Source organism: Cobetia sp. UIB-001 (assembly GCF_044789135.1).
GTDB lineage: Bacteria > Pseudomonadota > Gammaproteobacteria > Pseudomonadales > Halomonadaceae > Cobetia > Cobetia amphilecti.
The window spans coordinates 542,509-566,164 of sequence record NZ_CP058244.1; the positions used below are offsets into that span (position 1 = coordinate 542,509).

Here is a 23,656-nt window from a genome sequence, read left to right on the forward strand (position 1 = left end):
GCAACCACCGTGAGGGAATGCATGAGTGAGTGGATGACTGCACTGCACGATTGGAATCTCGACCCTGCCGCCGCCGTTGCCAAGCAACGCGAAATGGCCACTCGACTGACGCTGACGCCGCCCTGGGGAGCAAGCCCCGGCGAGTGGCCAGCGACCATCACGGGGGTCGATATCGGCTTCGAGGATGGGGGCGAGGTGACACGCGCGGCGGTGGTGACGCTGGATCTGGCGTCGCTGGAGCCCCTCGAGCAGCAGCTGATCCGTCAGCCGACACGCATGCCGTATATTCCGGGCTTGCTGTCGTTTCGGGAGTTGCCCGCCGCCATCGCCGCCCTCGAATCGCTGGAGCGTGCGCCCGAATGCCTGATGGTGGACGGCCATGGCATCGCGCACCCGCGCCGTCTGGGCGTGGCGGCGCATCTCGGCCTGTGGTGTGGCCTGCCATCCTTCGGCGTGGCCAAGAAGCGCCTTTGCGGAAAGCATGGCGAACCGGGCGATGAGCGCGGCGACTGGGTCGCGCTGACCGATCGCGTGCGTGAGGCGGATGACGAGCTCGGCATCATCGAGAATACCGAGCTGCCCAAACGCGAACAGCGCAGCCAGCTGGGCGCCGTGCTGCGCTCACGCGCGAAGGTCAAGCCGGTGTTCGTCTCGCCGGGCCAGCGCATGAACCTGGACACAGCGCTGGCGATGACCCTGCATTGCCTGGGCAAGACCAAGCTGCCCGAGCCGACCCGACTGGCGGATCAGCTCGCCAGCCGGCGCCTCAAGCGGCTTCGCTGAACCTGGCTTCGTGACGCCTGGCCGCCGCTAGCCTTCGATCTCCAGTCGGCTCTGGCCGTTGCCCGAGGGGCGCACCGCGATACGCACCGGAATGCGTTCATGCATCTCGGCCACATGCGAGATGACCCCGACGCGCCGGCCGCTGGCCTGCAGGCCATCCAACGCCTCCATCGCCAGGGCCAGCGAATCCGGGTCGAGGCTGCCGAAGCCTTCATCGATGAACAGCGATTCGATGCGCAGCTCACCGGAGGCCATGCCCGCCAGGCCCAGCGCCAGCGCCAGCGAGACCAGGAAGGTCTCGCCGCCGGACAGCGAGTGTACGCTGCGCAGCTCGTCACCCATCTCGGTATCCACCACCACCAGCCCAAGCGGGCTGGCGCCGCGTGCCAGACGATAGCGACGAACCAGATTGGCCAGATGCAGATTGGCATGCTCGATCAGGCGCTCGAGGTTGAAAGCCTGGGCGATGGTGCGGAACTTGGCACCACTGGCACTGCCGATCAGCTCCGACAGCGCGCCCCAGCGTTCATGGACTGCGCGGGCGCGGGCCAGCTGCTCGCCAAGTTCGGCGCTGCCGCTGCGGCGCTGATCATCATTGAGTATCGCCGCCTGCGCCGATTGATGGGCCTCGCGCACGGCAGTGAGCGGTGTCTTGAGCGCCGCGCTCAGAGTGGCCAACGCCTCGCCAAGCGCGTGGGTGTCTTCCTCGGGCTGTGGCTGCGCATCCTCCGGCGCACCAGCGGCATCTTCCTGTGGGGGTTGCACATGAGCCTGCAAGCGAGCATGTAGCGCCAGTGTCTGCTGGGCCTGAGCGCGGATGACGCCCATCTCTTCAGTTCCCGCCGTGCCTTCTCCTGCCACACCTTCTCCCGCCGGACCTTCTCCAGCGGTACCTGCTCCTGACGTCTCCACGGTGGGCGCTGCCAGCTGCTCGAGTACCGTCTGCCAGCTGGAGGTTCGAGCGGTCTGCCAGTGTTTGAGCTGGCGCGCATTGCGCTCCTCACGCAGGGCATCCGCGCGTGCGACGCGCTCGTGGGCACTGCGCAGTTGCTGGCGCAGTGCCTGCAGCTCGTGATCCTCGACGGCCAGCAACTCCGCGATACGCGCGTCATCCAGGCCGGGATTCGCTGTCTGCCAATGCACGCGTTCGCGGTCGAGCGAGTCTTGCTCTTCGCGCAGCTCCGTCTGGCGTTGCTGCAGGTTGGCCTGCTGCTGCGTCAGCTGCTGTTGCTGGTCGCTCAATTCCTGCAGTGCCTGCCGCGCATCCTCTTGCTCGTTGCGCATCCGGGTGGTCAGCGACTCGATCCAGTCAGACCAGTCGCTCACGCTGGCATGCTGTCGCTTGGGGTCTGCGCTCAGCTGCTGGGCAAGCGTGGCGCTGAGTTGTTCGATCTCGCGCGCCAGCGCAGTGATCTGCGTCTCACACTGTTGAAGCTGCGCCTCGCCATGCTGGCATTGCGTCGTCAGCGTGGCGTGACGTGTTGCCAGTGCCTGGCGTTGCTCACGCAGCGGTGTCAGCTGACGCAGTGTCGACACCAGCGTGTTCTGGCGGGCGTCCAGTTCCCCAAGGCGCTGCTCGATCAGTTGCAGTGCGTGGGCAGCCGGCAGCTGCGGCAAGGGGGCAAGCTGGGGCTGCTCCGACAGCGAGTGCCGGGCCAGAAGCTCGGTCAGGTTCGTCTGGCAGCTCTGCGCCTGCTGCTGCAGGCGTTGCAGCTCCGTGTGCAGCTGGGTCTGTTCCTGCTGCAGATAGCCGAGCTGCTGCTCGAGGCGGGCATGCTCGTGACTGGCCGTCTCCATGGCTTGCTGTGCGGTGGCCGTGGCCTGGCGGCGCTGGTCAAGACGCTCGCGAGCCTGCTGCTCCAGCTGAGCGATCAGCGCCTCGGCCGGTGCGGCCTGGCCGGCGGCGGGGTGCTCGTGGCTGCCGCACACCGGGCACTCCTCGCCCTGGACCAGCCCACGGCGCAGCGCCATCACGTTGTCGCTGCGCGCCAGACGCTCCTGCTCCTGCTGGCGGCGCTCGGCGTCTTCCTCGTGGCGCGTCTGGTCGCGGGCCTGCAATGCCTGCGCCTGCCGGGCAGCCACATCCCGCAACGCCTGTTGCTGTCGGGGCAGTTGCTGCTCCAGCTCGACAAGACGCTGCTGCACCTCATCACGGCGGGCCAGGCCACTGATCTGCTCGCTGAGTACGGGCTTGAGCTCCAGTAGTGCAGCGCGCTGACGTTGCAGCTGGTCACGATAGTCTTCGGCATCGCGCAGCGGCTGGCCTGACTCGTCGACCAGCGTCGCCTGCAGCTGCTGAAGTTGCTGCTCCAGCTGCTGGCGCTGGCGATCCTGTGCCTCCAGCTCCTGCTGATGTTGGCCGAGCGTGTCGCGCAGGCGGTGCTGTTCACTCTGCTGGCTGGCGTGTGCTTCGCGTTGTTGCGAAAGGCGCGAGGCCACCTGACGTGCCTCTTCAAGCTTCGGCAGTTGCTCGCCGCGCCAGGTATCACAGCGCTGCATGCGTTCATCGGCGGTGTGCCTGGCGGCTCTGGCCTGCTCAACCCTAGGCGACAGAGTGCCGAGCTGCTGCTCCAGCTGGGCCAGTTGCGTGACCAGCTGCGCATGCTGCGGCGCGATCGCCGTGAGGCGCAGCAGGGCAGGGCGAATCGGTGCGAGGGCCTCCAGGGCGCTGAGTTGTTCGCGCTGACGGGAAAGCCCATCGCTGGCGGCGTGGGCCTCGGTCTGCTCCTGTTGCGCCTGACGCAGTGCCTGTTCGAGCTCGCCCGCCGTGGTGGTCCACTGGTGATAGGCCGTCAGCGCATCATGCTGTTCGCTGAGCCGGGTCATGGCCGTCTGGCGCAGGCGGACCTCCTCCTCGAGCGCCTGACGCTCCTGCGGGCTGGCCGGCAGCTGGCCTTCCAGCTTGCGTTCCAGTTCATTGACGGCCTCGCGGGCGGCGCGCTCGCGCTCATGGGCGGCCATCGAGATCTCGGAGTAATGGCCGGTATCGGTCAGCTTTTCCAGCAACTCCGAGCGTTCATTGTCATTGGCACGCAGGAAGGCGCTGAACTCGCTCTGCGCCAGCAGTACGGCGCGGGTGAACTGCTCGAAATTGAGCCCCAGCCTGTCGATGATCAACGCCTTGGCGTCATTGCTGGTGGTGTTGAGGGTCTGAGCCGGCTGGGTGTCATCGCCGGTGGGCAGCAACTGGAGATGTTGCTTGGCATTCTGCAGGCGCCCACCGGGCTTGCCGTGCGCGCGGCTGACCGTCCAGCTGGCGCGATAGCGCAGGCCATCGCGGCCGATGAAATCCACCTCGGCCTTGCCTTCGCCGCAGCCACGCCGCAGCAGGCTGCGCGGGTCCTTGAGCGTCAACTGATGCTCGCCGACATCCTCCAGCTGGCCGCCACTCGGCGTCTGGCGCAGGCGCGGCGTGGTGCCATAGAGCGCCAGACACAGGGCATCGAGCAGCGTGCTCTTGCCGGCCCCGGTGGGGCCGGTGATGGCGAACAGGCCGGCATCGGACAGCGGCGCCTTCTCGAAGTCGACTTCATGCGTGCCGGCAAGCGACGCCAGGTTGTCGAGGCGCAGGGCGAGAATCTTCATGCCTGACCTCCCTTGGCCTTGTCTGCCGAGGCTGTCTTGTCTATCGAAGCCGCCTTGTCGGCCTTGCGAGCGGGTCGGGTGGCCGGCTCGCCTTCGAGACGCGTCGCGCGTGCGGCCTCGACTTCCTCGAGCAGCTGGGCGAAATCCTCGACCAGCGTCGGGTCCGGCTCACTGTCATAGGTGGCGCGATAGTGACGCTCGAACAGCCCCATCGGCCCCAGCTCATCGAGCTTCACGCCTTTCGGCGCGCGATGCTCGGCACTGGGCGCCGGGTAGCGGGTGACCAGCTTGATCAGACGCAGCGGCGCGCCTTCCAGCAGTGCCTCGATGCGGGCGCGCAGGTCGATGAGCGGGGCTTCCAGCTGCACGGTCACTTCCAGCCACGGCCAGCGTGTCGGCTCGAGATCCGCCTGCGCTTCGGCGACCAGCGCCGTGAGCTGGGTGGTGATCTCGGCCAGTGGCGCAGGCCCGACGCGCGTGAGCGCGACATGGCAGGGCACGCGATGCTCCTCGACCCTCTCCAGGCTCTCATTGCTGAGCGTGACATCGAGGATGCGGTGACCGTAGTCGACCTCGGAGAAGTCCATCGCCAGCGGCGTGCCGCAATAGCGGATGCGCTCCTCGCCACCCACGCGCTGCGGGCGATGCAGGTGGCCCAGCGCCACATAGGCGATGTCGTCGGGGAACAGGCTGGTCGAGAGCGCCTCTTCGCCACCCATCAGGATCGGGCGCTCGCTGTTCTCGGACACCTCGCCGTCACGCATGTGGGCATGGCCCATGGCGATCAGCGCCTCGCCGGGCTGGCGGGCGGCGCGCGCAGCACTGACCAGCTGCTGGTGCACGCGGGCCACGCCGTCGCGGTAGGCCTCGCTGCGGCTGCGTTCGGCCTTGCCTGCTGCTTGCCCTTCCTGCTCGGCTTGCTCGCCGCTGCTCAGGCCAGTGACCTCGGCCGGGCGCAGGAAGGGCACCGCCAGACACAGGGCGCGGCGCTTGCCGTCACGATCATGCAGGGGCACCAGCAGATGCTGGCAGTCGAGACTGTGGGCATCGCCGCCGTCGGCGGAGTCATCCACCCAGCGCACGCGACCCAGCGCATGGGTCTTGAGTCGTGCCAGCAGCGCGGCCGGCAGCTCGATGCGGGAGCCGGAATCGTGATTGCCGGCGATCATCACGATCTCCAGCGCCGCGTCCTGCTCGTGGGCGCGCACGATGAAGTCGTAGAGCAGCTCCTGGGCGGCCAGGCTCGGGTTGACCACATCGAACAGGTCTCCGGCGATCAGCAGCGCATCCGGCGCTAGAGTCTTGAGCTGCCCGAGCAGCCAGTCGAGAAAGGCAGCATGCTCGACGTGTCGGCTCTGGCCGTGAAAGCTCTGGCCGAGATGCCAGTCGGAAGTGTGCAGAAAGCGGAAGCTCACGATGGGGTCCTTGCGAAGTCGTCTGGCCGGCGGCTGGGGCTGGGGCAAGCCGGGCCGGGTGAAATGCTGCCCAGTGTACGGTCTGGCTTCGCTGGGGCGGAAGAGGGCACGGCCTCAAGCCGCTCAAGGTGCGGCGCATTATCAGGCAGATGATCTGGATCAAGGCCTTCCACGGGCAAAATCGACAAAAGTCGCTACGCTGAAAGTCGAGGCCCTTGTCATTCACCGACAAGCCCACGCGATGGCAGCGTGTGGGAGTTGCCTCAAGCGAATCACATCAGCGGAGAAGCCCGCATGGGGTTTTCTTGCGCACAGTCTTCGCAAAGTCTTCAAGCTGACTTGGATAACAATCAGGCTGGTGACAGAGGATGCTGTTACCGACGCCCAGAGATGACAGGAAGGATTCGAAATGCGCCAAGGTCTTTTTGCTTCACCTCGTCCCGACAATCTCGGCCTGCATGATGGCATGCTGGCTCCGGCCCCCAGCACCCCCAACGGGGTCAGTTCCCAGGCCACTGACAGCAAGCATTATGTCGCGCCACTCCCGATGCCGCAGGATTGCTGCGTCAGTGCGATGGAGAAGTTGCACGGCATCATAGAATCGATGGGTCATGCTGAAATCGTCAGCGAAGATGGCGGCTATCTGCACGCCGAGTTCCACACCCCCGTGCTGGGCTTCGTCGATGATGTGGAAATCGTCTGCAATGAAGAGGAGGGTGTTTGTCATGTGCGCAGTGTCTCGCGCAGAGGGCATTCCGATCTCGGCAAGAACCGCCAGCGGGTCGAGGACATTCGCCAGCGCCTGGAAGGCTGGGGCTACTGCAGCTGACGCTTGCCGATGAACCTGGGCCTGAGCCTCGGGCGTCGCCCGGCAGGCGAGGGAAGATGACTCACCGCATGACGCCCACCACGTCCCTCATTGGTTGAACTGCACAGGATGACGTCCACCACCCCGGTCCGCCTTGTCGAGGCACCGGGGTTTTTCATGCCAACTCTTGGCAAGGTCGGCGTGATTTCCCGCAAGACCCCTGCCAAACAGTGAGCGAACGCTACCCAGCCAAGGTCGCCTTTGCTACTCTGGACGCGATACATGAGACGCATGATTGCATCGATCTGTATTGTGTTTTTTGCAATACAGTGATGCGTCGTACGCTGGCAGGATTCCGCATGATCGCCACGCCTCCGGGGCAACCCCGGTGCTTTCAGTCATCATCAGCACGACCTCCGCTCCGTGATCGATGATGTCTCTCGGTTGGATGATGTCTTTCGATTCGAAGATGTCTTTCGATTCGAAGATGTCTTTCGATTCGATGATGTCTCTCGACAGGATGATGTCTCTCGATTCGATGATGTCTCCCCGACTGAAAGCCTCCAAGACAAGATGTGCGACGCGTGAATCACCCTTGACCATCGCTGGACACCAGCCCCCGCTAAACAGAGATCCATGAACGATTCCGTCCCCGCAGCGGGCTCCGCCCCCGCTGCACACGATTTGCCCAACGAAAATTCGCTCAAGCGTGGTGACATCAAGGTACTCGGTCTGTCCGCTCTCGGCGGCGCCCTCGAGTTCTATGATTTCGTCATCTTCGTGTTCTTCGCCACTGTCGTCGGCCAGCTGTTCTTCCCGCCCGACATTCCCGAGTGGCTGCGTCAGGTGCAGACCTTCGGCATCTTCGCCGCCGGTTATCTGGCGCGCCCGCTGGGTGGCATCATCATGGCCCACTTCGGCGATACGCTCGGCCGCAAGAAGATGTTCACGCTGTCCATCTTCATGATGTCGCTGCCGACCCTGCTGATGGGCATGCTGCCGACCTATGCCGTCATCGGCATGTGGGCGCCGCTGCTGCTGATCATCCTGCGTCTGTTCCAGGGCGCGGCGGTCGGCGGTGAGGTGCCGGGTGCCTGGGTGTTCGTCAGCGAGCACGTCGCACCGCGTCACAATGGCCTGGCCTGCGGCACGCTTTCGATGGGGCTGGTGGGTGGCATCCTGCTCGGCTCGCTGATGGCCAGCGCCATCAACAGTGTCTACACCCCGCAAGAAGTCAGTGATTTCGCCTGGCGGATTCCGTTCATCATCGGTGGCGTGTTCGGGCTGTTCTCGGTCTATCTGCGTCGCTGGTTGCACGAGACGCCGGTATTCGCCGAGATGCAGCAGAAGAAGGCGCTGGCCGCCGAGCTGCCCTTGAAGATGATCCTGCGGGAACAGCGTCCGGCGATTGCCGTGGCGATGGCGGTCACCTGGATTCTGACTGCTGCCATCGTGGTCGTGATCCTGATGACGCCGAGCCTGATCGCGGGCCTCGAGGGCCTGAGCCGTGCCGCGGCCTTCTCCGCCAACAATCTGGCGATCGTGGCGGTGTGCGTCGGCTGCATCGTCTCCGGTTACATGGTCGATCGCATCGGCGCCGGCGTCACCCTGGTGCTGTGGAGCGCCTTGCTGGGCATCACCTACTGGGTCTTCCTCGCCACCATGCACTCAGACCCCAGCCTGCTGGTGCCGCTCTACTGCCTGACCGGCTTCAGCGTCGGCATCGTCGGCGCGGTGCCGAGCATCGCGATCCGCGGCTTCCCGCCGGCGGTGCGTTTCACTGGCCTGTCGTTCTCCTACAATGTCGCCTACGCCATCTTCGGTGGCTTCACGCCGATTCTGGTCTCGCTGATGATGACCGTCTCGCCGCTATCGCCGACCTGGTACGTGGCGGCGCTGTCGCTGATGGGCGTGGTGCTCGGCCTGTGGCTGGCGATCAGCCCGCGCGGCCGTGAACTGATGCGCATCGTCTGATCAGCGTATCTGCTATCGCAGGATGAGAGGCAGGCCCTTGTGGCCTGCCTCTGCCTGAAAACGCGCATCACCCTCTGGGTGGTGCGCGCTTTTCGTTTGGGCCGGCGCCACGGCGACGCTAGGATAGAGCCATTCATTGTCTCTTCCGCGTAGCGGCTTGCCACGGCCACGATGGCCGGGTTGTCACTCCCAGCAGGATGCCCGCATGTTTACCGTTCTTCACGCCAATCACCTCGAGGACCTGCGCGATCTGGCCCTCAAGGTGATCAAGGCCGCGCCTCAGCCTCCGCTGGTGCCGGAAACCTTCCTCGTCCAGTCCAACGGCATGGCCCAGTGGCTGAGATTGTCATTGGCCGAGGCCGATGGCATCGCCGCCTCGGTGGATTTTCCACTGCCCTCAAGCTTCGTGTGGCGTGCCTATCGCGGGGTATTGGGCGGCGTGCTGGGCGACGAGATTCCGGAGCTGTCGCCCTTCGACAAGGGCCCGCTTGCCTGGCGTCTGCTGCGCCTGCTGCCGGGGCTGCTGGCCGATGAATCCCAGGCCGAATGCTATGCGCCGCTCAGGGATTACCTGTGTCGCGACGAGCGTGGCCAGTTGATCGAGGCGGTCGGTGAGGACGCATTGCCAGCGTTGCCCGAAGGCCCGGAGGCCGAACGTCAGCAGTGGCAGCTGGCCTGCCAGCTGGCGGACCTGTTCGATCAGTACCTCAACTATCGCCCCGAGTGGGTGCGCAGTTGGGAGAGCGGGCTGGAAGACGACAACTTCCGGGATGCCTTCGCGCGCCAGCAGGCCGCAAGCGAGCTGCCGGCCAATCTGCTGCCCGACAACCTGCCGGACAGCCAGCAGTGGCAGCCGGCACTGTGGCGCGCGGTACTGGCCGATGCGCCATCCAGCAGCCGCCAGCATCACCGCGCCGCCCTGCATGGTCGCTTCGTCGCGGCGGCGCGCGCGCTGGAGACACTGCCCTCGACCCGCCGTCATCCACTGCCGCCACGCCTGTTCGTGTTCGGTATCTCGGCGTTGCCGGGCCAGACGCTGGATGCGCTGCATGCGCTATCCGGGGTGATGGACATCTACCTGATGATCACCAATCCCTGTCGCCATTACTGGGGCGATATCGTCTCCGACCGCGAAGCCGTGCGGCGCAGTTCGCGAGCAGACAGCCAGCGCATGGACAGCGAGCGCCTCGCGCAACAGCGTGCCCGTCACCCCGAGGCGCCGGCGCTGATCGGGCTGGCGGAGGAGGAGTTGCACCTCAAGGCCAACCCGCTGCTGGCAGGGCTTGGCGCACAGGGGCGTGACTTCATCGTCAGCCTGTATGAATTCGAGAGTGCGCTGTCGGGGCGCGACAGCGGCTTCGATCTCGAGCTGGACGTCTTCGTGCCGCGCATCAGCGAGGACACGCCACCCGAGCAGGCGCCGCTGCTGCAGCAGATCCAGGACGAGATACTCGAACTGGTCCACCCTGGCGAGCGTGCGCTGGCCGAGGGCAGTCCGCGGGTGCTCGCGGCCGATGACGACTCCATCAGTCTGGTCAGCGCCCACTCGGCGCTGCGCGAGGTCGAAATCTTACACGACCGCCTGCTGGCGGCCTTCGAGCGGGCCCATGACGCCGAGAAACGTGGTGAGGGCGAGCCGCTGCGGCCGCGCGACATCCTGGTGATGGTGCCCGACATCGACCGATATGCCCCCTATATCGAGGCGGTCTTCGGTCAGCTGCCGCCGGGCAATCCACGCCATATTCCCTTCACCATCGCCGACCGCGTGGCCAGTCAGGCCAACCCGCTGCTCGGGCTGGTGCTGATGCTGCTGGAACTGCCGGAGCGTCGCCTCGGCGTCAGCGAGGTGCTGGATGCGCTGGATGTCGCCGCCTTCCGGCGTCGTTTCGCCATCGAGGAGGGCGAGCTCGAGCGTCTGCGGCGCTGGCTGGCCGACAGCGGCGTGCGCTGGGGACTTTCCGGCGAGCACCGTGATCAGCTCGGCTTCATGCCCCTCGATGAGAACAGCTGGCGCTTCGGGCTCGAGCGCATGCTGCTGGGCTACGCCACCGGCGCCCCGACGCAGGGGGTAGTTGGCGATGAGCAGAACGCCGACCTGGTGGACGGCCAGATGGACGATCTGATGGACGATCTGATGGACGATCTGATGGACGGCCTTGTCGACATGAACGGCCTGAGCTTCGACGGCGTGGTGCCCTTCGATGAAGTGGCCGGTCTCGAGGCCGAGCTGGCAGGCAAGGTCGGCGAGCTGATCGAGAGTCTGGATCGCTGGCGGCGCTGGCTGGATACCTCGCGTACGCCAGCGGACTGGGCCACCACGCTGCAGCGGCTGTGGGAGGAGAGCCTCAGCCCGGGCAGCGCCGAGGAATTCGACATTCTGGCGCGTCTGCAGGCGGCGCTTTCGCGTCTCGACAAGGGCTGGCAGCAGGCCGGTTTCGAGGGCTGTCTGTCGCTCAAGGTGGTGCGCGAGGCGCTGCGCGGCGAGCTGGACAGCGGCGGTCTCGCCCAGCGCTTCCTCGCCGGGCGCGTCAACTTCGCCACCCTGATGCCGATGCGTGCGATTCCCTTCCGCGAAGTGCACTTGCTGGGCATGAACGATGGCGACTACCCGCGGGTGCGCATGCCGCAGGATTTCGACCTGATGGCCAGCCGCCCGCAGGCGGGCGACCGCTCGCGGCGCGACGATGATCGCTATCTGTTCCTGGAGGCGCTGCTGGCGGCGCGGGATCGCCTGTCGATCTCGTGGGTCGGGCGTGACCAGCGCGACAACGGCGAGCGGCCGCCTTCGGTGCTGGTCGGTGAACTGCTCGACTACATCGAGCTGGGCTGGGAGCCCGAGCAGCCGCACTCCGCCAAGCGTTCGCGGGAGGCAGCGCTGCGTGAACGCCTGATCACCGAGCACCCACTGCAGCCGTTCTCGCGACGCTATTTCCATGCCTCCCAGGCAGCGGCCGTCGATCTGTTCAGCTACGACGCCAGCTGGTCGAGCCTGTATCGCGCGGCGGGTCAGGCTCAAGTGACTGAAAAAATTCAGGAAAACCCAAGCAATGCCAGTCAGGTAAAAGCGGCGGCAGCGACTGCCTTGAGGCAGCTGGTGGAGCAGGCGCCGGAGTCCCATCTGCGCCTCGGCGCCGATTCGCTGGCGCGCTTCCTGCGCCGCCCTTGGCAGCTGGGGCTGGACCGCGTCGGCGTGCGCTTCCGCGATGCCGAGGTGCCGGATGAAGACAACGAACCCTTCGCCCCCGACGGGCTGGAGAACTTCACCCTGACCCGCGAGCTGCTGGACGCCGCGCTTGCCGGGCAGTCACTGCCGCTGGCCGCCGAACGTCTGCGCCGGGCCGGGCGGCTGCCGGCACTGGGCTTTGCCGATGCCTTGATCGAACCGCGCCTCAAGCGTCTCGACCAGCAGTTGGCCAGCTGGCGTGACCAGCTCAGCGATGCCCTCTCGCTGCCGCCGCGCACCCTCGAGGTACCGCTGATCATGCAGGATGAAGGCGGCGAGATGCTGCGCGTGACCCTCACCACGCGTCTGATCAGCCGTCAGCAGCTGCGCGATGACGCCGAGGGCGAAAGCCGCCTGCTGGCCACGCTGGAGGCGACCCACTTCGGCACCCTCAAGCCCGGCAAGGAAGGGCGCTACAAGAAGCTCGGCAAGCCGCATCGTCTGCTGGCCGGCTACCTCGACTGGCTGATGGCCAATGCGCGTCCCGGCCTCGGGGAAGTGGCAGGTGATCACGGCGCAAGCCGTGAAGGCTATCAGTGGCTTGCGGTGTTCGAGGACCGCTGGCTGCTGTTCCCCGCGCTGCGCATCGAGCAGGCCGAGGCCGCGCTGCGCCATCTCGTCAAGGCGTATGCCCAGGGCTGGCAGGCGCCGCTGGCGGCCGCGCTGGAACTGGCGACCACGCTCTGGGAGGTGGTGGGCGAGGAGGATCGCAATGCCCTGTTCGGTGCGCTCAAGGCGCAGACCGCGGACGGCAGCGCAAACCTTGAGACGGCGCTGGCCGCCATTCACAAGCCCTGGCTTGCTGACAGCCTGACGCGCGCCATGGAAACCCGCTTCAGCGAAGACATCTTCAAGGGCCCCCAGGCGCTCAGACGTCAGGAAGGCGCGCTGGGCGAGCTGTGGCCGGAGTTCGAGGCCTTTGCACAGGCCGGCGGCGTGCTCAACAGCGTGCAGCTCTATCAGCCACTGATCGAGAGCATGATCGGTGTGCGGCAGGGCATTCTCGGCGAACGCGCGGTGGAGCTTGCCACCGGGAAGGCGACGTCATGAGCGATACCGGAGTGAAAGACATGCGCGGTGTGGAGAGTGGCGTGAGGAGTGGCATCGCTCGGGACAAGGAAGCGGCAATGTGTGACGAGATGGATCAGAGCCAGCAGGGCCAGGCCCTCGATATTCCGACGCTGCCGCTGCTCGGTCAGCATCTGATCGAGGCGAGTGCCGGCACCGGCAAGACCTTCACCCTCGCCGCGCTCTACGTGCGGCTGGTGCTCGGGCCCTTGCCTGGCCAGGACGCGGGCGTCTGCTATCCGCGCCCGCTGACGCCGCCGGAGATACTGGTGGTGACCTTCACCGAAGCCGCCACCGCCGAGCTGCGTGACCGCATTCGGGCACGCCTCAAGCAGGCGCGTGAGGCGCTGCTGGAGCGTGCCAGTCCTGATCCGGTGCTGGCCGAGTTGCTCGCGCCGCTGCTGACACCATCACCCGCCGAGGACGCAGCGCGCCTCAAGGCTGCCGCGGCACGGCGCCTCGATCAGGCCGCGCGCCTGATGGATGACGCCGCCATCTTCACCATCCACGGCTTCTGCCAGCGCATGCTCAGCCGGCATGCCTTCGATGCCGGCGGGCGCTTCGGCGCCGAGCTGTTGCAGGACGGCCAGTCGCTGTTGGCGCGCTGCGTCGAGGATTACTGGCGCTGCGAGTTCTATCCGCTGGCCCGCGAATGGCAGGCGTTGATCCGTGGGCGCTGGGCCGGGCCCGACGCGTTGGGAGAAGAGCTGCGTGGCCTGCTGCGGGATGGCACGCCACGCCCGCTGTACCGCGACGGCGAATGTCTTGAGGCCCCGCATGACCTGAGCGAGCTGCTCGGCAATGCCGAACAGTGGCGTCAGCAGCAGGAGGCCGCGCGGCGCGCCGTCGAGGAAAGTTTCGATGAGCCGGCCATCCGCGCGGTGATGGGCGAGGCCTTCGCCAGCAAGGCGCTCAACGGCAACAGCTACAAGGAGGCCGAACTCGAGCCTCGCCTGGCGGCGACGGCCGCCTGGCTGGCCAGCGGCGAACACGACTTCGCCGCCGACATGCTCGACAGCAAGAAGCTGTGCTGGCTGAGTCAGGCCAAGCTCGAGAAGGGCACCAAGAAGAACTGCCAGACGCCGCGTCATCCCTTCTTCGCGGCGCTGGACATGCTGGCCGAGGTGCCCGCCCCGGACGCCGTACTGCTGGATCAGGTCGCCGTGCACGCGCGTGACAGCGTCGCCCGTGCCCTGATCTGCGAGAAGCGCCGCCTCGGGCTGTGGGAATTCTCGGACCTGCTCAATGATCTCGATCACGCGCTGGACCCGTCGCTCAATGGCGAGGCCAGCCAGCGTCTGGCGCGCCAGATCCGTCAGGAGCTGCCGGTGGCGATGATCGACGAATTCCAAGACACCGATCCGGTCCAGTACCGCATCTTCCGGCGCATCTATCCGCAGACGGCGGGAGATGCTCCGTCCGACGACGATGCCATCGGCAACGATGCCGTCAATGGCAATGCTGGCGAGGCACCCAGCACGCTGTTGATGATCGGTGACCCCAAGCAGGCCATCTATGCCTTCCGCGGCGCCGATATCGACACCTATCTGGCGGCGCGCAAGGTCACCAGCTCGCGCTTCACCCTGCCGCGCAACTTCCGCTCCAGCGCCGCGATGGTGTCCGCGGTGAATGCCCTGTTCGCCCAGCATCAGGCGCCCTTCGGCAGTGAGGACATTCCCTTCCAGCCGGTCGAGGCCCAGGGCACGCGCACCCGGCTGGTACTGCGTCATCCGGATGGCCGCGAAGAGGCCGCCTGCGCGCTGAATCTGTGGTGGGCCAGCGGTGAGCGCCTGAGCGCCGATGATCACCGCCGCGCCATGAGTGGTGCCTGTCGCGCCCAGATCCAGGCCTTGCTGGAAGGACAGCAGCGTCTGGCGGCGGGCGAGCAGGGGCTGGTGTTCATGGACGAAGGGGATGCGACGCCACGTGGCGTGGCCGCCAGCGATATCGCCGTGCTGGTGCGCAATGGGCGCGAGGCTGCAGCGGTGCGTGGCGCGCTGGCTGAAGGCGGCATCCGCAGCGTCTATCTGAGCGAGAAGAGCTCGGTATTCGACACGCCGGAGGCCTTCGAGCTGCTGCAGCTGTTCGAGGCCGTGGCCCATCCGCGTGATGACCGCCGTCTGCGCGCGGCGCTGGCGACGCGACTGCTGGCCGAGGATCTCTCGCTGGTCGAACGCCTCGCGGTGGATGAGCTGGCCTGGGAGCGTGAGGTCGAGCGCTTCGATGGCTATCACCGCGACTGGCAGCGGCGTGGCGTGCTGCCGATGCTGCGCGGCGTGATGCGCGACTTCCGGGTCGGTGAGCGGTTGGCGGCGCGCGCCGGGGGCGAGCGCGCCCTGACGGATGTGCTGCACCTTGGCGAGCTGGCCCAGAATGCCGCCCAGCGCCTCGATGGCGAGCAGGCGTTGCTGCGCTGGTGGCATCAGGCGCTGGAATCCGGCCATGAAGCGCTGGATAGCGACAGCCTCAGTCAGCGACTGGAAAGTGATGAGGGGCTGGTGCGTGTCGTCACCATCCACAAGTCCAAGGGGCTCGAGTATCCCATCGTGCTGCTGCCGTTCATGGCCAGCTTCCGCGCGGCCGAGCCGGACAGGAATTTCGGCCTGCTGACCCTCAAGCAGCGCTGGCTGGCCACGGCTGACGTGGAAGGTGATGACGAGGGAGGCGCTGACGAGGAAGACGATAACGAGGAAGTGCCTGCTCACAGAGTCGATCAGGAGGATGACGCTCTCGATGACAGCATCCTGGTCAAGAAGCCCTCCAGGGAGGCCATCGCGGCGGCCGATCATGCACGGCTGATGGAAGATGTGCGTCTGCTCTACGTGGCGCTGACGCGTCCCAAGTTCGCCTGCTGGCTGGGGCTGGCGCCCATCGGCAAGGGCGGTTTCAGCAAGCAGCTCAGTCTGCCGTCCACCGCCGTTGGCTACCTGCTCGGCCTGAGTGACACCTCGGACATCGAGGCCAGCGCCATCGAGGCCGCGCTGCACGGCTGGTGTGATCAGCAGTCTGCCGGCCTGGCGCGCGTTTCCGGCCTGCCCACGCCAGTAGGCCATGAATATCAGCCCCCGGCGGAGCGCGATCAGCACTTCCACGGCGCGCGCCACTTCGCGGGTGGTATCGAGGATGACTGGTGGATCGCCTCCTACACCGCCTTGCTCACCGATGCCCGTCAGGTGACGGCGGCGCTGGAAGACACCGCCGATGCCGCGGATGACCGCGTGCCCGAGGGCGCCACCGAGATCGCGCTGGAAGAGGGCGAGCAGGGCCTGACGCGTCCGGACCGCGAGGTGGCCGGGCAGTCCGGCCCGCTGCTGGCCGGCGGCCTGCCGATGACGGTGGGCGAGATCCATCTGCATGATTTCCCGCGCGGACCGCGCCCGGGAACCTTCCTGCACGGCCTGCTGGAGGCGGTGGATCTCGATCGCCTCGGCGCGGATGACTATCGCGGCGAGCTTGAGCGGCTGGTGGGCTCGCGGCTGCATTTCGGTGGCTTCGATGCCAGCTGGCAGCCGCGCCTCACCGACTGGCTGGAGCAGGCGCTGACCCGCCCGCTGCAGGGCTTCGAGGGCGAGCCTATCCTGCTCAACCGGCTGGAGGCCTGGCTGCCGGAGCTGGAATTCTGGCTACCGGCCGTGCACGCACGCAGTCTGCCGCTGGATGCCGTGGTCACTGCGCTGGAACCGTTGCCACGCTCGCGGCCCAGGCTCGCGCCACGTCGCATGCACGGCATGCTCAAGGGCTTCATCGATCTGACCTTCCAGTCCGGCGGCCGCTGGTACGTGCTGGACTGGAAATCCAACTATCTGGGCGAGCGCCCCGAGGATTATCTTGGCGAGTCACTGGCCCGCGCCATGGTCGAGCACCGCTACGACCTGCAATACGTGCTCTACACCCTCGCGCTGCATCGTCTGCTCAAGGCGCGCCTCGGTGAGGACTACGATTACGAGCGCTGCATGGGCGGGGTGCTGTATGTCTTCCTGCGCGGCCTGGATGCCGGCGGTGGCTCACCCGCGCTTGCGGTGGATGAGACTGAAGTGACGCCCGGCCGGCCTTTTGAAGGGACAGCGACGCCCGGCGTCTTCCAGCGCCGGCCATCACAGGAGCTGATCGAGGCGCTGGATCTCTGGCTGGGCGGCGACAGCTCCGCATTGGATAGCCTGCTCCTCAACACCACCGACACCTCGCCACTCACGCAAAGCGGCCAGCAGGGGGCCTTCGATGTCTGACACCATGTCTGTGCCAACGCAGCAGCTCAGCGCTGCCCCTGACGCCCCGACTGCCGACACCCTGCTCGCCACGCTCGGCCTGTGGGTGGAGCTGGGCTGGCTTAGGCGCGTCGATGCCCATCTGGTGCGCTTCATGGCGCGCCATGTGCCGGAGGCCCCGGCCAGCGTACTGCTGGCGGCCGCGCTGGCCAGCCACCAGCTGGGGCGCGGGCATGTGTGCCTGTCGCTGTCGCGGGCGCTGGCCGAGCCACGCGCGACCCTGTCGCTGCCGCCGCTGGAGCAGTCCGAGGCGCATCTGGCCGAGGTCAGCGTGGCCCTGCCGGAAGCCTTCCTGGCGGATCTCGATGCCGGGCGCTGGGCCGAGCAACTGGCGGCATCACGGCTGGTCAGCGTGCTTGCGCAGGCCGATTCCCCGGCAGGCCATCTGCCGCTGCGCCCGCTGGTGCTGGTGGGCGAGCGCCTCTACCTGCGCCGTTACTGGCAGGCCGAGCGTGAGGTCGCGGCGGGGTTGCGTGCGCGGATGGGGCCGAGCGAGGAGGGCGAGACGCGGGTCAGCGATGCGCTGGGCGAACGTCTGCGCGAGCTGTTCGCCAGCAATCAGCCGGACCCGCACGGCGAGCCGGACTGGCAGAAGCTGGCCTGCGCCCTGGCGTTGCGTCAGCGCCTGACGGTGATCTCCGGCGGCCCCGGCACCGGCAAGACCACCACCGTCACGCGCCTGTTGGCGCTGTTGCAGGCTCAGGCGCTGGCGGGTGGCGCTGACGATGCAGAGGGCGAGCTGGAGAGCGAAGAGACAGCCCAATCGCACGAGCGGCGGGCGCTGGATATCCGCCTGGTCGCCCCGACCGGCAAGGCGGCGGCGCGGCTGTCGGAGTCGATCCGCGGCGCGGTGGCGAAGCTCGAGGTGCCAGACGCGGTACGCGCCGCCATCCCGCGCGAGGCAAGCACCGTGCACCGCCTGCTGGGTGCTCGCCCGGATTCGCGCCATTTCCGCCATCACGCCGGCAACCTGCTGGCGCTGGATCTGCTGGTGGTGGATGAAGCCTCGATGGTCGATCTCGACCTGATGGCGGCGCTGCTCGGCGCGCTGCCCGCCCACGCCCGCCTGATTCTGCTCGGCGACAAGGACCAGCTGGCCTCGGTGGAAGCCGGCGCCGTGCTGGGCGATCTCTGCGAGCATGCGCTGCCGCCGCGCTATTCACCGGCGCTGTGTGCCGACTTGAGCCGCCTGACCGGCGAAACGCTGGAGCAGGCCATCGCCGTGCCTGATGGCCAGGACTTGGAGGAAACATCAGCGACGCGCGGCCGACTCGCCGATCACGTGGTGGTGCTGCAGAAGAGCTATCGCTTCTCCGCCGACAGTGGCATCGGCGCCCTGGCACGCGCCAGCAACGCCGGTGATCGTCAGGCGCTGCGCGATGTCTGGAAGGCCGGTTATCGCGATATCGCCTGGCTCAAGCTCAGTGGCCCGGAGGACCGCGATCTCGAGAAGCTGGTGGTCAACGGCTACCGCCCGGCGCTGGAGGCCGTACGTGAGCGGCGTCCGGCGCGTGAGGTGATCGACCTGCTGCTCGAGTTCCAGCTGCTGTGCGCGCTGCGCCGTGGCCCCTACGGCGTCGATGGCCTCAATCAGCGCGTGGCGCGGGTGCTGATGCGGCGCGGGCTGATCGCCGACGAGCGCGGCTGGTACGCCGGTCGCCCGGTGATGGTGACGCGCAACGACCGCGCGCTGGGGCTCTACAACGGCGATGTCGGCATCACCCTGCCGGACCCCGCTGCCGGCGGGCGCCTGCGCGTGTTCTTCCCGGTCGAGGAGGAGGCGACGCCAGACACCGAGCGTGATGGGCAGGACACCGACATCCAGCGCTTCCACCGTGGCGTGCGCGCGGTATTGCCGTCACGCCTCGAGGCGGTGGAGACCGTCTTCGCGATGACGGTCCACAAGTCGCAGGGTTCCGAGTTCCGCCATGTGTTATTCGTGTTGCCTGAGGGCGCCAATCCGATTCTGACCCGTGAGCTGGTCTACACCGGCATCACGCGGGCCAAGTCGCGGGTCACGCTGGCGGGAACCCGCCGCGAGACGCTGGAAGGCGCCATTGAACGACGCGTGGTGAGAGCCAGCGGGCTGGTGCTCTAGGCCGGACACCGACGGATGATCGTCATCTCCGGCTCCGCCACGTTCGACGGGAGGAGGGGACATGACGGACGTCAGCAGTCGCGTGAAGGAAAGGGCGCAGCCACAGAGCGAGATGCATGCCGTGGCGCTGGCCACGGCGGCCAGCCAGCTCAAGGACCCGCAGGCGGCGGTGGCCGAGCTTGCCCGAACGCTTGATCTGGCGCTGGGAAGTCGTGAGCGGCTCGGCGGGGTGCTGTTCTTCTGCTCGGCGGATTATCCGCTGGCGGCACTGGGCCAGGCGCTGGCCGCCACCTTCGGCGAGGTGCCGGTGAGCGGCTGCACCACCGCCGGTGAGATCACGCCCGCGGGCTATGCGCGCGGCTCCATCACCGCCATCGGCCTTGCGCGCAGTGACTTCGCGCTGGCCCAGGTGCTGATCGATGACCTGAGCGGTTTCGATCTTCCGCGGGCCCAGGCGCTGAGTGACGAGCTGCTGGCACGCTGTCGCGAGCAGGCCGTGGCGCCGGTGATGGGCAACAGCTTCGCGCTGACGCTGCTCGATGGGCTCTCGAGCAGCGAGGAGCAGGTGCTGGCGACGCTGGATGCGGCGCTGGGCAGCATTCCCGCCTTCGGTGGCTCCGCCGGGGATGACAATCGCCTGTCGCACACCTATGTCTACGCCGATGGCGTCTTCCATGATCAGGCGGCGGTCGTGGTGGTGGTCAATACGCGGCTGCCGTTCGAGGTCATCAGCACCCATCACCTCACGCCGCTGGCCGACAAGCTGGTGGTGACGGCGGTGGATCGCGATTCGCGCCGCGTGCTGGAGCTGAATGCCGAACCCGCCGCCGAGGAGTACGCGCGGCTGGCCGGCGTCGCGCCCGAGGCGCTGGAGGAGGCGGTCTTCGCGCGTTGTCCGCTGGCGGTGCGCATCGGCGAGGCGCATTACGTGCGCTCCATCCAGCGCGTGAATGACGATGCCAGCCTGAGTTTCTACTGCGCGGTGGAGACCGGCATCGTGCTCACCGCCATGCAGGCCACGCCGATTCTCGAGCAGCTCGAGCAGCACCTGGCCGAGGTGGAGGCGCGTCTGGGATCGCCCGCGCTGACCATCGGCTGCGACTGCTTCCTGCGGCGCATGGAGATCGAGGCGCTGGCACTGGAGGATGAGGCCTCGCGCATGCTCAGGCGGCACCGGGTGATCGGCTTCAATACCTACGGTGAGCAGCACCACGGCATGCACATCAACCAGACCTTCACCGGCGTGGTGATCGGCCAGCGCCGCTCGGTTGCCGACGGCACGGGAGGAGAGGATGTCGCCTGATACGCCGCTGACCGAGCAGGGCTTGCTGATCAGGACAGGCCCCCTGGCCGAGACGTACGCTCAGACCGAGACGGACGCTCTGACTGAGACGGACGCTCAAAGCGCCGAACTCGCCGCCCTCAAGGCGCGCAATCGCCAGCTGGAGAAGATCAACGCCGCCCTGATCGAACGGGTCGAATCCAGCAGTCCTTCACCGAGCGCGCCCTACGCCGCCTTCGAGCATGCGGTACTGCTGGCGGATCAGGTGCGCGAGCGCACCGATGCCCTGCATCGCACCCTCGATGAGCTGGGGGCACTCAATCGACGTCTCACCGCCGCCAAGGCCGCCGCCGAGGCGGCCAACCAGTCCAAGACCCGCTTTCTCGCCGCCATCAGCCATGACCTGCTGCAACCCCTGAATGCCGCTCGGCTGTTCGCCAGCGCCCTGGAAGAGCAACTGGCGCGGCTGGCACTGGATGATTCCGTGCCGGGCGACGCCATTTCTGACGTCACGCCGGGCGAGCTGGTGGCGCGGCTGGGGCGCTCGCTGGCAGATGTCGAGAGTCTGCTGGGCACGCTGGTCGATATCTCGCGGCTGGATGCCGGCGTGCTGACGGCGGATGTCGCCGTCTTTCCGGTGCGTGAACTGCTGGATGTGCTCGCCGAGGAATATCGTCAGCTGGGCGCTGCCCGTGGGCTCGAGCTGCATTACGTGGCCAGTCATCTGAGTATCGAGTCGGACCTGCAATTGCTGGCGCGAGTGGTGCGCAACTTCCTGAGCAATGCGCTGCGCCATGTGCCGGATGGCTCGACGCGAGGGCGGGTGCTGCTGGGGTGCCGGCGTCGCGGTGACTGGCTGGAGATCACCGTGGCCGACAACGGCCCCGGCATCGCCGAGCATCAGCGCGAGGTGGTCTTCCAGGAATTCCGACGTCTGGCGCCGCGCCAGGACAACGAGCAGCGTGGCCTCGGGCTGGGGCTGGCGATCGTCAAGCGCATCACCGGCCTGCTGGAGCACCCCCTGTCGCTGACCAGCACGCCGGGGCGCGGCGCCGCCTTCGCGGTCCGCGTGCCGATTCGTCAGCCTGCCAGTGTGGTGAGCCCGGCGGCTGACGCCTCTTCTACTGGCCAGCCTTGCGCATCACCGCTCGCGCAGCCGCTGCTCGATACCGTTATCTGGGTGGTCGAGGATGATCGGGAGGTGTGTGCCGGCATGCAGTCATTGCTCGGGGGCTGGGGCGCGAGTGTCCACTGCGCCGATGATGCCGAGGTGCTGTTGCAGCAGGCCGTGGCCGCGCCGCAGGTCTTGATCGTCGATCATCAGCTTGGGGAAGGGCAGCCCGATGGCCTCAAACAGGCGCAACGCCTGCGGCAACGCTGGCCGGGCTTGCCGGTGGTAGTGATCAGCGCGGACCACTCGGCGCCGCTCAAGGCCAGGGCGCGTGCGCTCGGTTTCGGTTTTCTGCTCAAGCCGGTCAAGCCGCTGCGCCTGCGCCAGTTGCTGGTCAATCGTCGCTAGCCGCGCGCAGAAGTGCTGGAAGTGATGCTGCGCGGGGGGAGGGAAAAGGAGCTGGGAAAGGGAGCTGGGAAAGGGCCTCAAGAAGAGACTGGAAAGGGGAGAAGGCAAAGGCAGTGGCAAATAGGCGTCCGCCACGGGGGTGATTGAAGGAGCCTATCGGGCACCACGCTTATTTTTAATGAGAATCAATAGCATTTGTCGTGTATGCTGACCACATAGCCTCCCGCATATTTCTTTATCTGTTCGCGGGTCATTGATCTGGCAGGTTTTCCCCCCATGCTGAATGTCATGTCCGATAAATCCGTACGTCATGCCGCAAGCATGTCACTGGGCAGCGAAGGCGACGCCTCTGCTGCCGGTGGTGCGCACACAGCTTCCCCTGTCCGTCTCGCTGGCCGCCTGCGCCACGCCTTGCCATTCCTCGGCCCGGCGATGATCGCCGCCGTCGCCTATATCGACCCGGGCAACTTCGCGACCAACATCGAGGCTGGCTCCCGCTATGGCTACACCCTGCTGTGGGTGGTGCTGTGGGCCAACCTGATGGCGATGTTGATCCAGACCCTGTCCGCGCGGCTGGGGCTGGCGACCGGCAAGAATCTGGCCGAGGTCATCCGTGAACGCTTCCCGCGTCCGGTGGTGTGGGCCTTCTGGGTGCAGGCGGAGATCGTCGCCATCGCGACCGATCTGGCCGAATTCCTGGGGGCGGCGCTGGCCTTCAATCTGCTGTTCGGGCTCAGCATGCTGGAAGGGGCGCTGCTGACCGGCGCCATCACCTATGCGGTGCTGGTGATGCAGCGTTTCGGCTTCCGCATGATGGAAATGATCATCGGCGCGATGATACTGGCAGTCTCGGCGGGCTTCCTGCTCGAGATCATTCTCAGTCGCCCGCCGGTGGAGCCGATCATCTACGGTCTGCTGTCGCCGAACTTCCCGGATAGCCACGCCATCTTCCTGGCGGCGGGCATCCTCGGTGCCACCGTGATGCCCCACGTCATCTACCTGCACTCCGCGCTGTCCCAGAATCGCATCCGGGTGCGTGACAGCGGTCAGCGCCGTCGCGTGATGGGCTACTACCGGCTGGATGTCATCATCGGCATGGCGCTGGCAGGGCTGATCAACATGGCGATGCTGGTACTGGCCGCCAAGGTCTTCCACGGCAACGGCGAGACTGGCGTGGCCTCCATCACCGAGAGCTACAAGCTGCTGTCGCCGCTGATGGGGCAGGATGCGGCGAGTCTCATCTTCGGCTTCACGCTGCTGCTGGCGGGGCTGTCCTCGTCCATCGTCGGCACCCTGTCCGGTCAGGTGGTGATGCAGGGCTTCGTCAACTTCCGCATTCCGATGTGGCTGCGCCGCGTGATCACCATGGCGCCGGCCATCGCCATCATCCTGATGGAGCTGCCGGAGCAGCAGGTGCTGGTCGCAAGCCAGGTGGTACTCAGCTTCGGGATTCCCTTCGCGCTGGTGCCGCTGTTGATGTTCACCGCCAACCGCCGCCTGATGGGCGACCTGGTCAATCGTCACTGGGTGACGGCCATCGGGGTGCTGGTCGCGGCGATCATCATCCTGCTCAATGGCTATGTGCTGGTCGGCGAGCTGATGTAGGCCCCGCACCCTCTGTTCTATGCTCCAGGCC

At 66.8% G+C, this 23,656-nt stretch carries 11 protein-coding genes; 9 read left to right on the forward strand and 2 right to left on the reverse strand.

The window, feature by feature from the left end; translation table 11 throughout:
- Positions 1-33 precede the first annotated feature (33 nt).
- On the forward strand, positions 34-783 hold the full coding sequence (locus tag HA399_RS02375; RefSeq protein WP_404325928.1) for an endonuclease V: 750 nt from the start codon (positions 34-36) through the stop codon (positions 781-783).
- A 27-nt stretch (positions 784-810) separates the two neighbouring features.
- Here HA399_RS02375 and HA399_RS02380 read toward each other — a convergent pair whose 3' ends face one another.
- Both HA399_RS02380 and HA399_RS02385 read right to left on the reverse strand, forming a co-directional pair.
- On the reverse strand, positions 811-4,368 hold the full coding sequence (locus tag HA399_RS02380) for an AAA family ATPase (RefSeq protein ID WP_404325929.1): 3,558 nt from the start codon (positions 4,366-4,368) through the stop codon (positions 811-813).
- Positions 4,365-5,783 (reverse strand): exonuclease SbcCD subunit D C-terminal domain-containing protein, encoded by a 1,419-nt coding sequence (locus HA399_RS02385; protein WP_404325931.1) that lies wholly within the window; start codon positions 5,781-5,783, stop codon positions 4,365-4,367. Before HA399_RS02385 ends, HA399_RS02380 begins: the two co-directional genes overlap by 4 nt.
- 409 nt (positions 5,784-6,192) lie before the next feature.
- On the opposite strand from HA399_RS02385, the gene HA399_RS02390 reads away from it, so the two are divergent.
- The 8 genes from HA399_RS02390 (at position 6,193) to HA399_RS02425 (ending at position 23,625) form a co-directional block, all read left to right on the forward strand.
- The gene (locus HA399_RS02390) at positions 6,193-6,612 is read left to right on the forward strand and encodes a DUF1499 domain-containing protein (protein WP_043333122.1); all 420 of its coding nucleotides are present in this window, start codon (positions 6,193-6,195) and stop codon (positions 6,610-6,612) included.
- Positions 6,613-7,227: 615 nt separating this feature from the next.
- Positions 7,228-8,565 carry an MFS transporter gene (locus HA399_RS02395; protein WP_404325933.1) on the forward strand — a complete coding sequence of 446 codons (1,338 nt, stop codon included), beginning with the start codon at positions 7,228-7,230 and terminating at the stop codon, positions 8,563-8,565.
- A 205-nt stretch (positions 8,566-8,770) separates the two neighbouring features.
- Positions 8,771-12,838, forward strand: a complete 4,068-nt coding sequence (locus HA399_RS02400; RefSeq protein ID WP_404325934.1) for an exodeoxyribonuclease V subunit gamma — start codon at positions 8,771-8,773, stop codon at positions 12,836-12,838.
- Positions 12,835-17,082 carry an exodeoxyribonuclease V subunit beta gene (gene recB, locus HA399_RS02405; protein WP_404325936.1) on the forward strand — a complete coding sequence of 1,416 codons (4,248 nt, stop codon included), beginning with the start codon at positions 12,835-12,837 and terminating at the stop codon, positions 17,080-17,082. The genes HA399_RS02400 and recB overlap by 4 nt, the downstream gene beginning before the upstream one ends.
- A gap of 4 nt (positions 17,083-17,086) precedes the next feature.
- Positions 17,087-19,219, forward strand: coding sequence for an exodeoxyribonuclease V subunit alpha (recD, locus tag HA399_RS02410; RefSeq protein WP_404325938.1), 2,133 nt, complete (start codon positions 17,087-17,089; stop codon positions 19,217-19,219).
- A gap of 112 nt (positions 19,220-19,331) precedes the next feature.
- Positions 19,332-20,522 (forward strand): nitric oxide-sensing protein NosP, encoded by a 1,191-nt coding sequence (nosP, locus tag HA399_RS02415; protein ID WP_404326887.1) that lies wholly within the window; start codon positions 19,332-19,334, stop codon positions 20,520-20,522.
- A complete protein-coding gene (locus tag HA399_RS02420; protein ID WP_404325939.1) occupies positions 20,512-22,020 on the forward strand; it encodes a hybrid sensor histidine kinase/response regulator in 1,509 nt (502 codons plus the stop codon). The genes nosP and HA399_RS02420 overlap by 11 nt, the downstream gene beginning before the upstream one ends.
- Before the next feature lie 288 nt (positions 22,021-22,308).
- A complete protein-coding gene (locus tag HA399_RS02425) occupies positions 22,309-23,625 on the forward strand; it encodes an Nramp family divalent metal transporter (RefSeq protein WP_404325940.1) in 1,317 nt (438 codons plus the stop codon).
- The last annotated feature ends 31 nt before the right edge of the window (positions 23,626-23,656 follow it).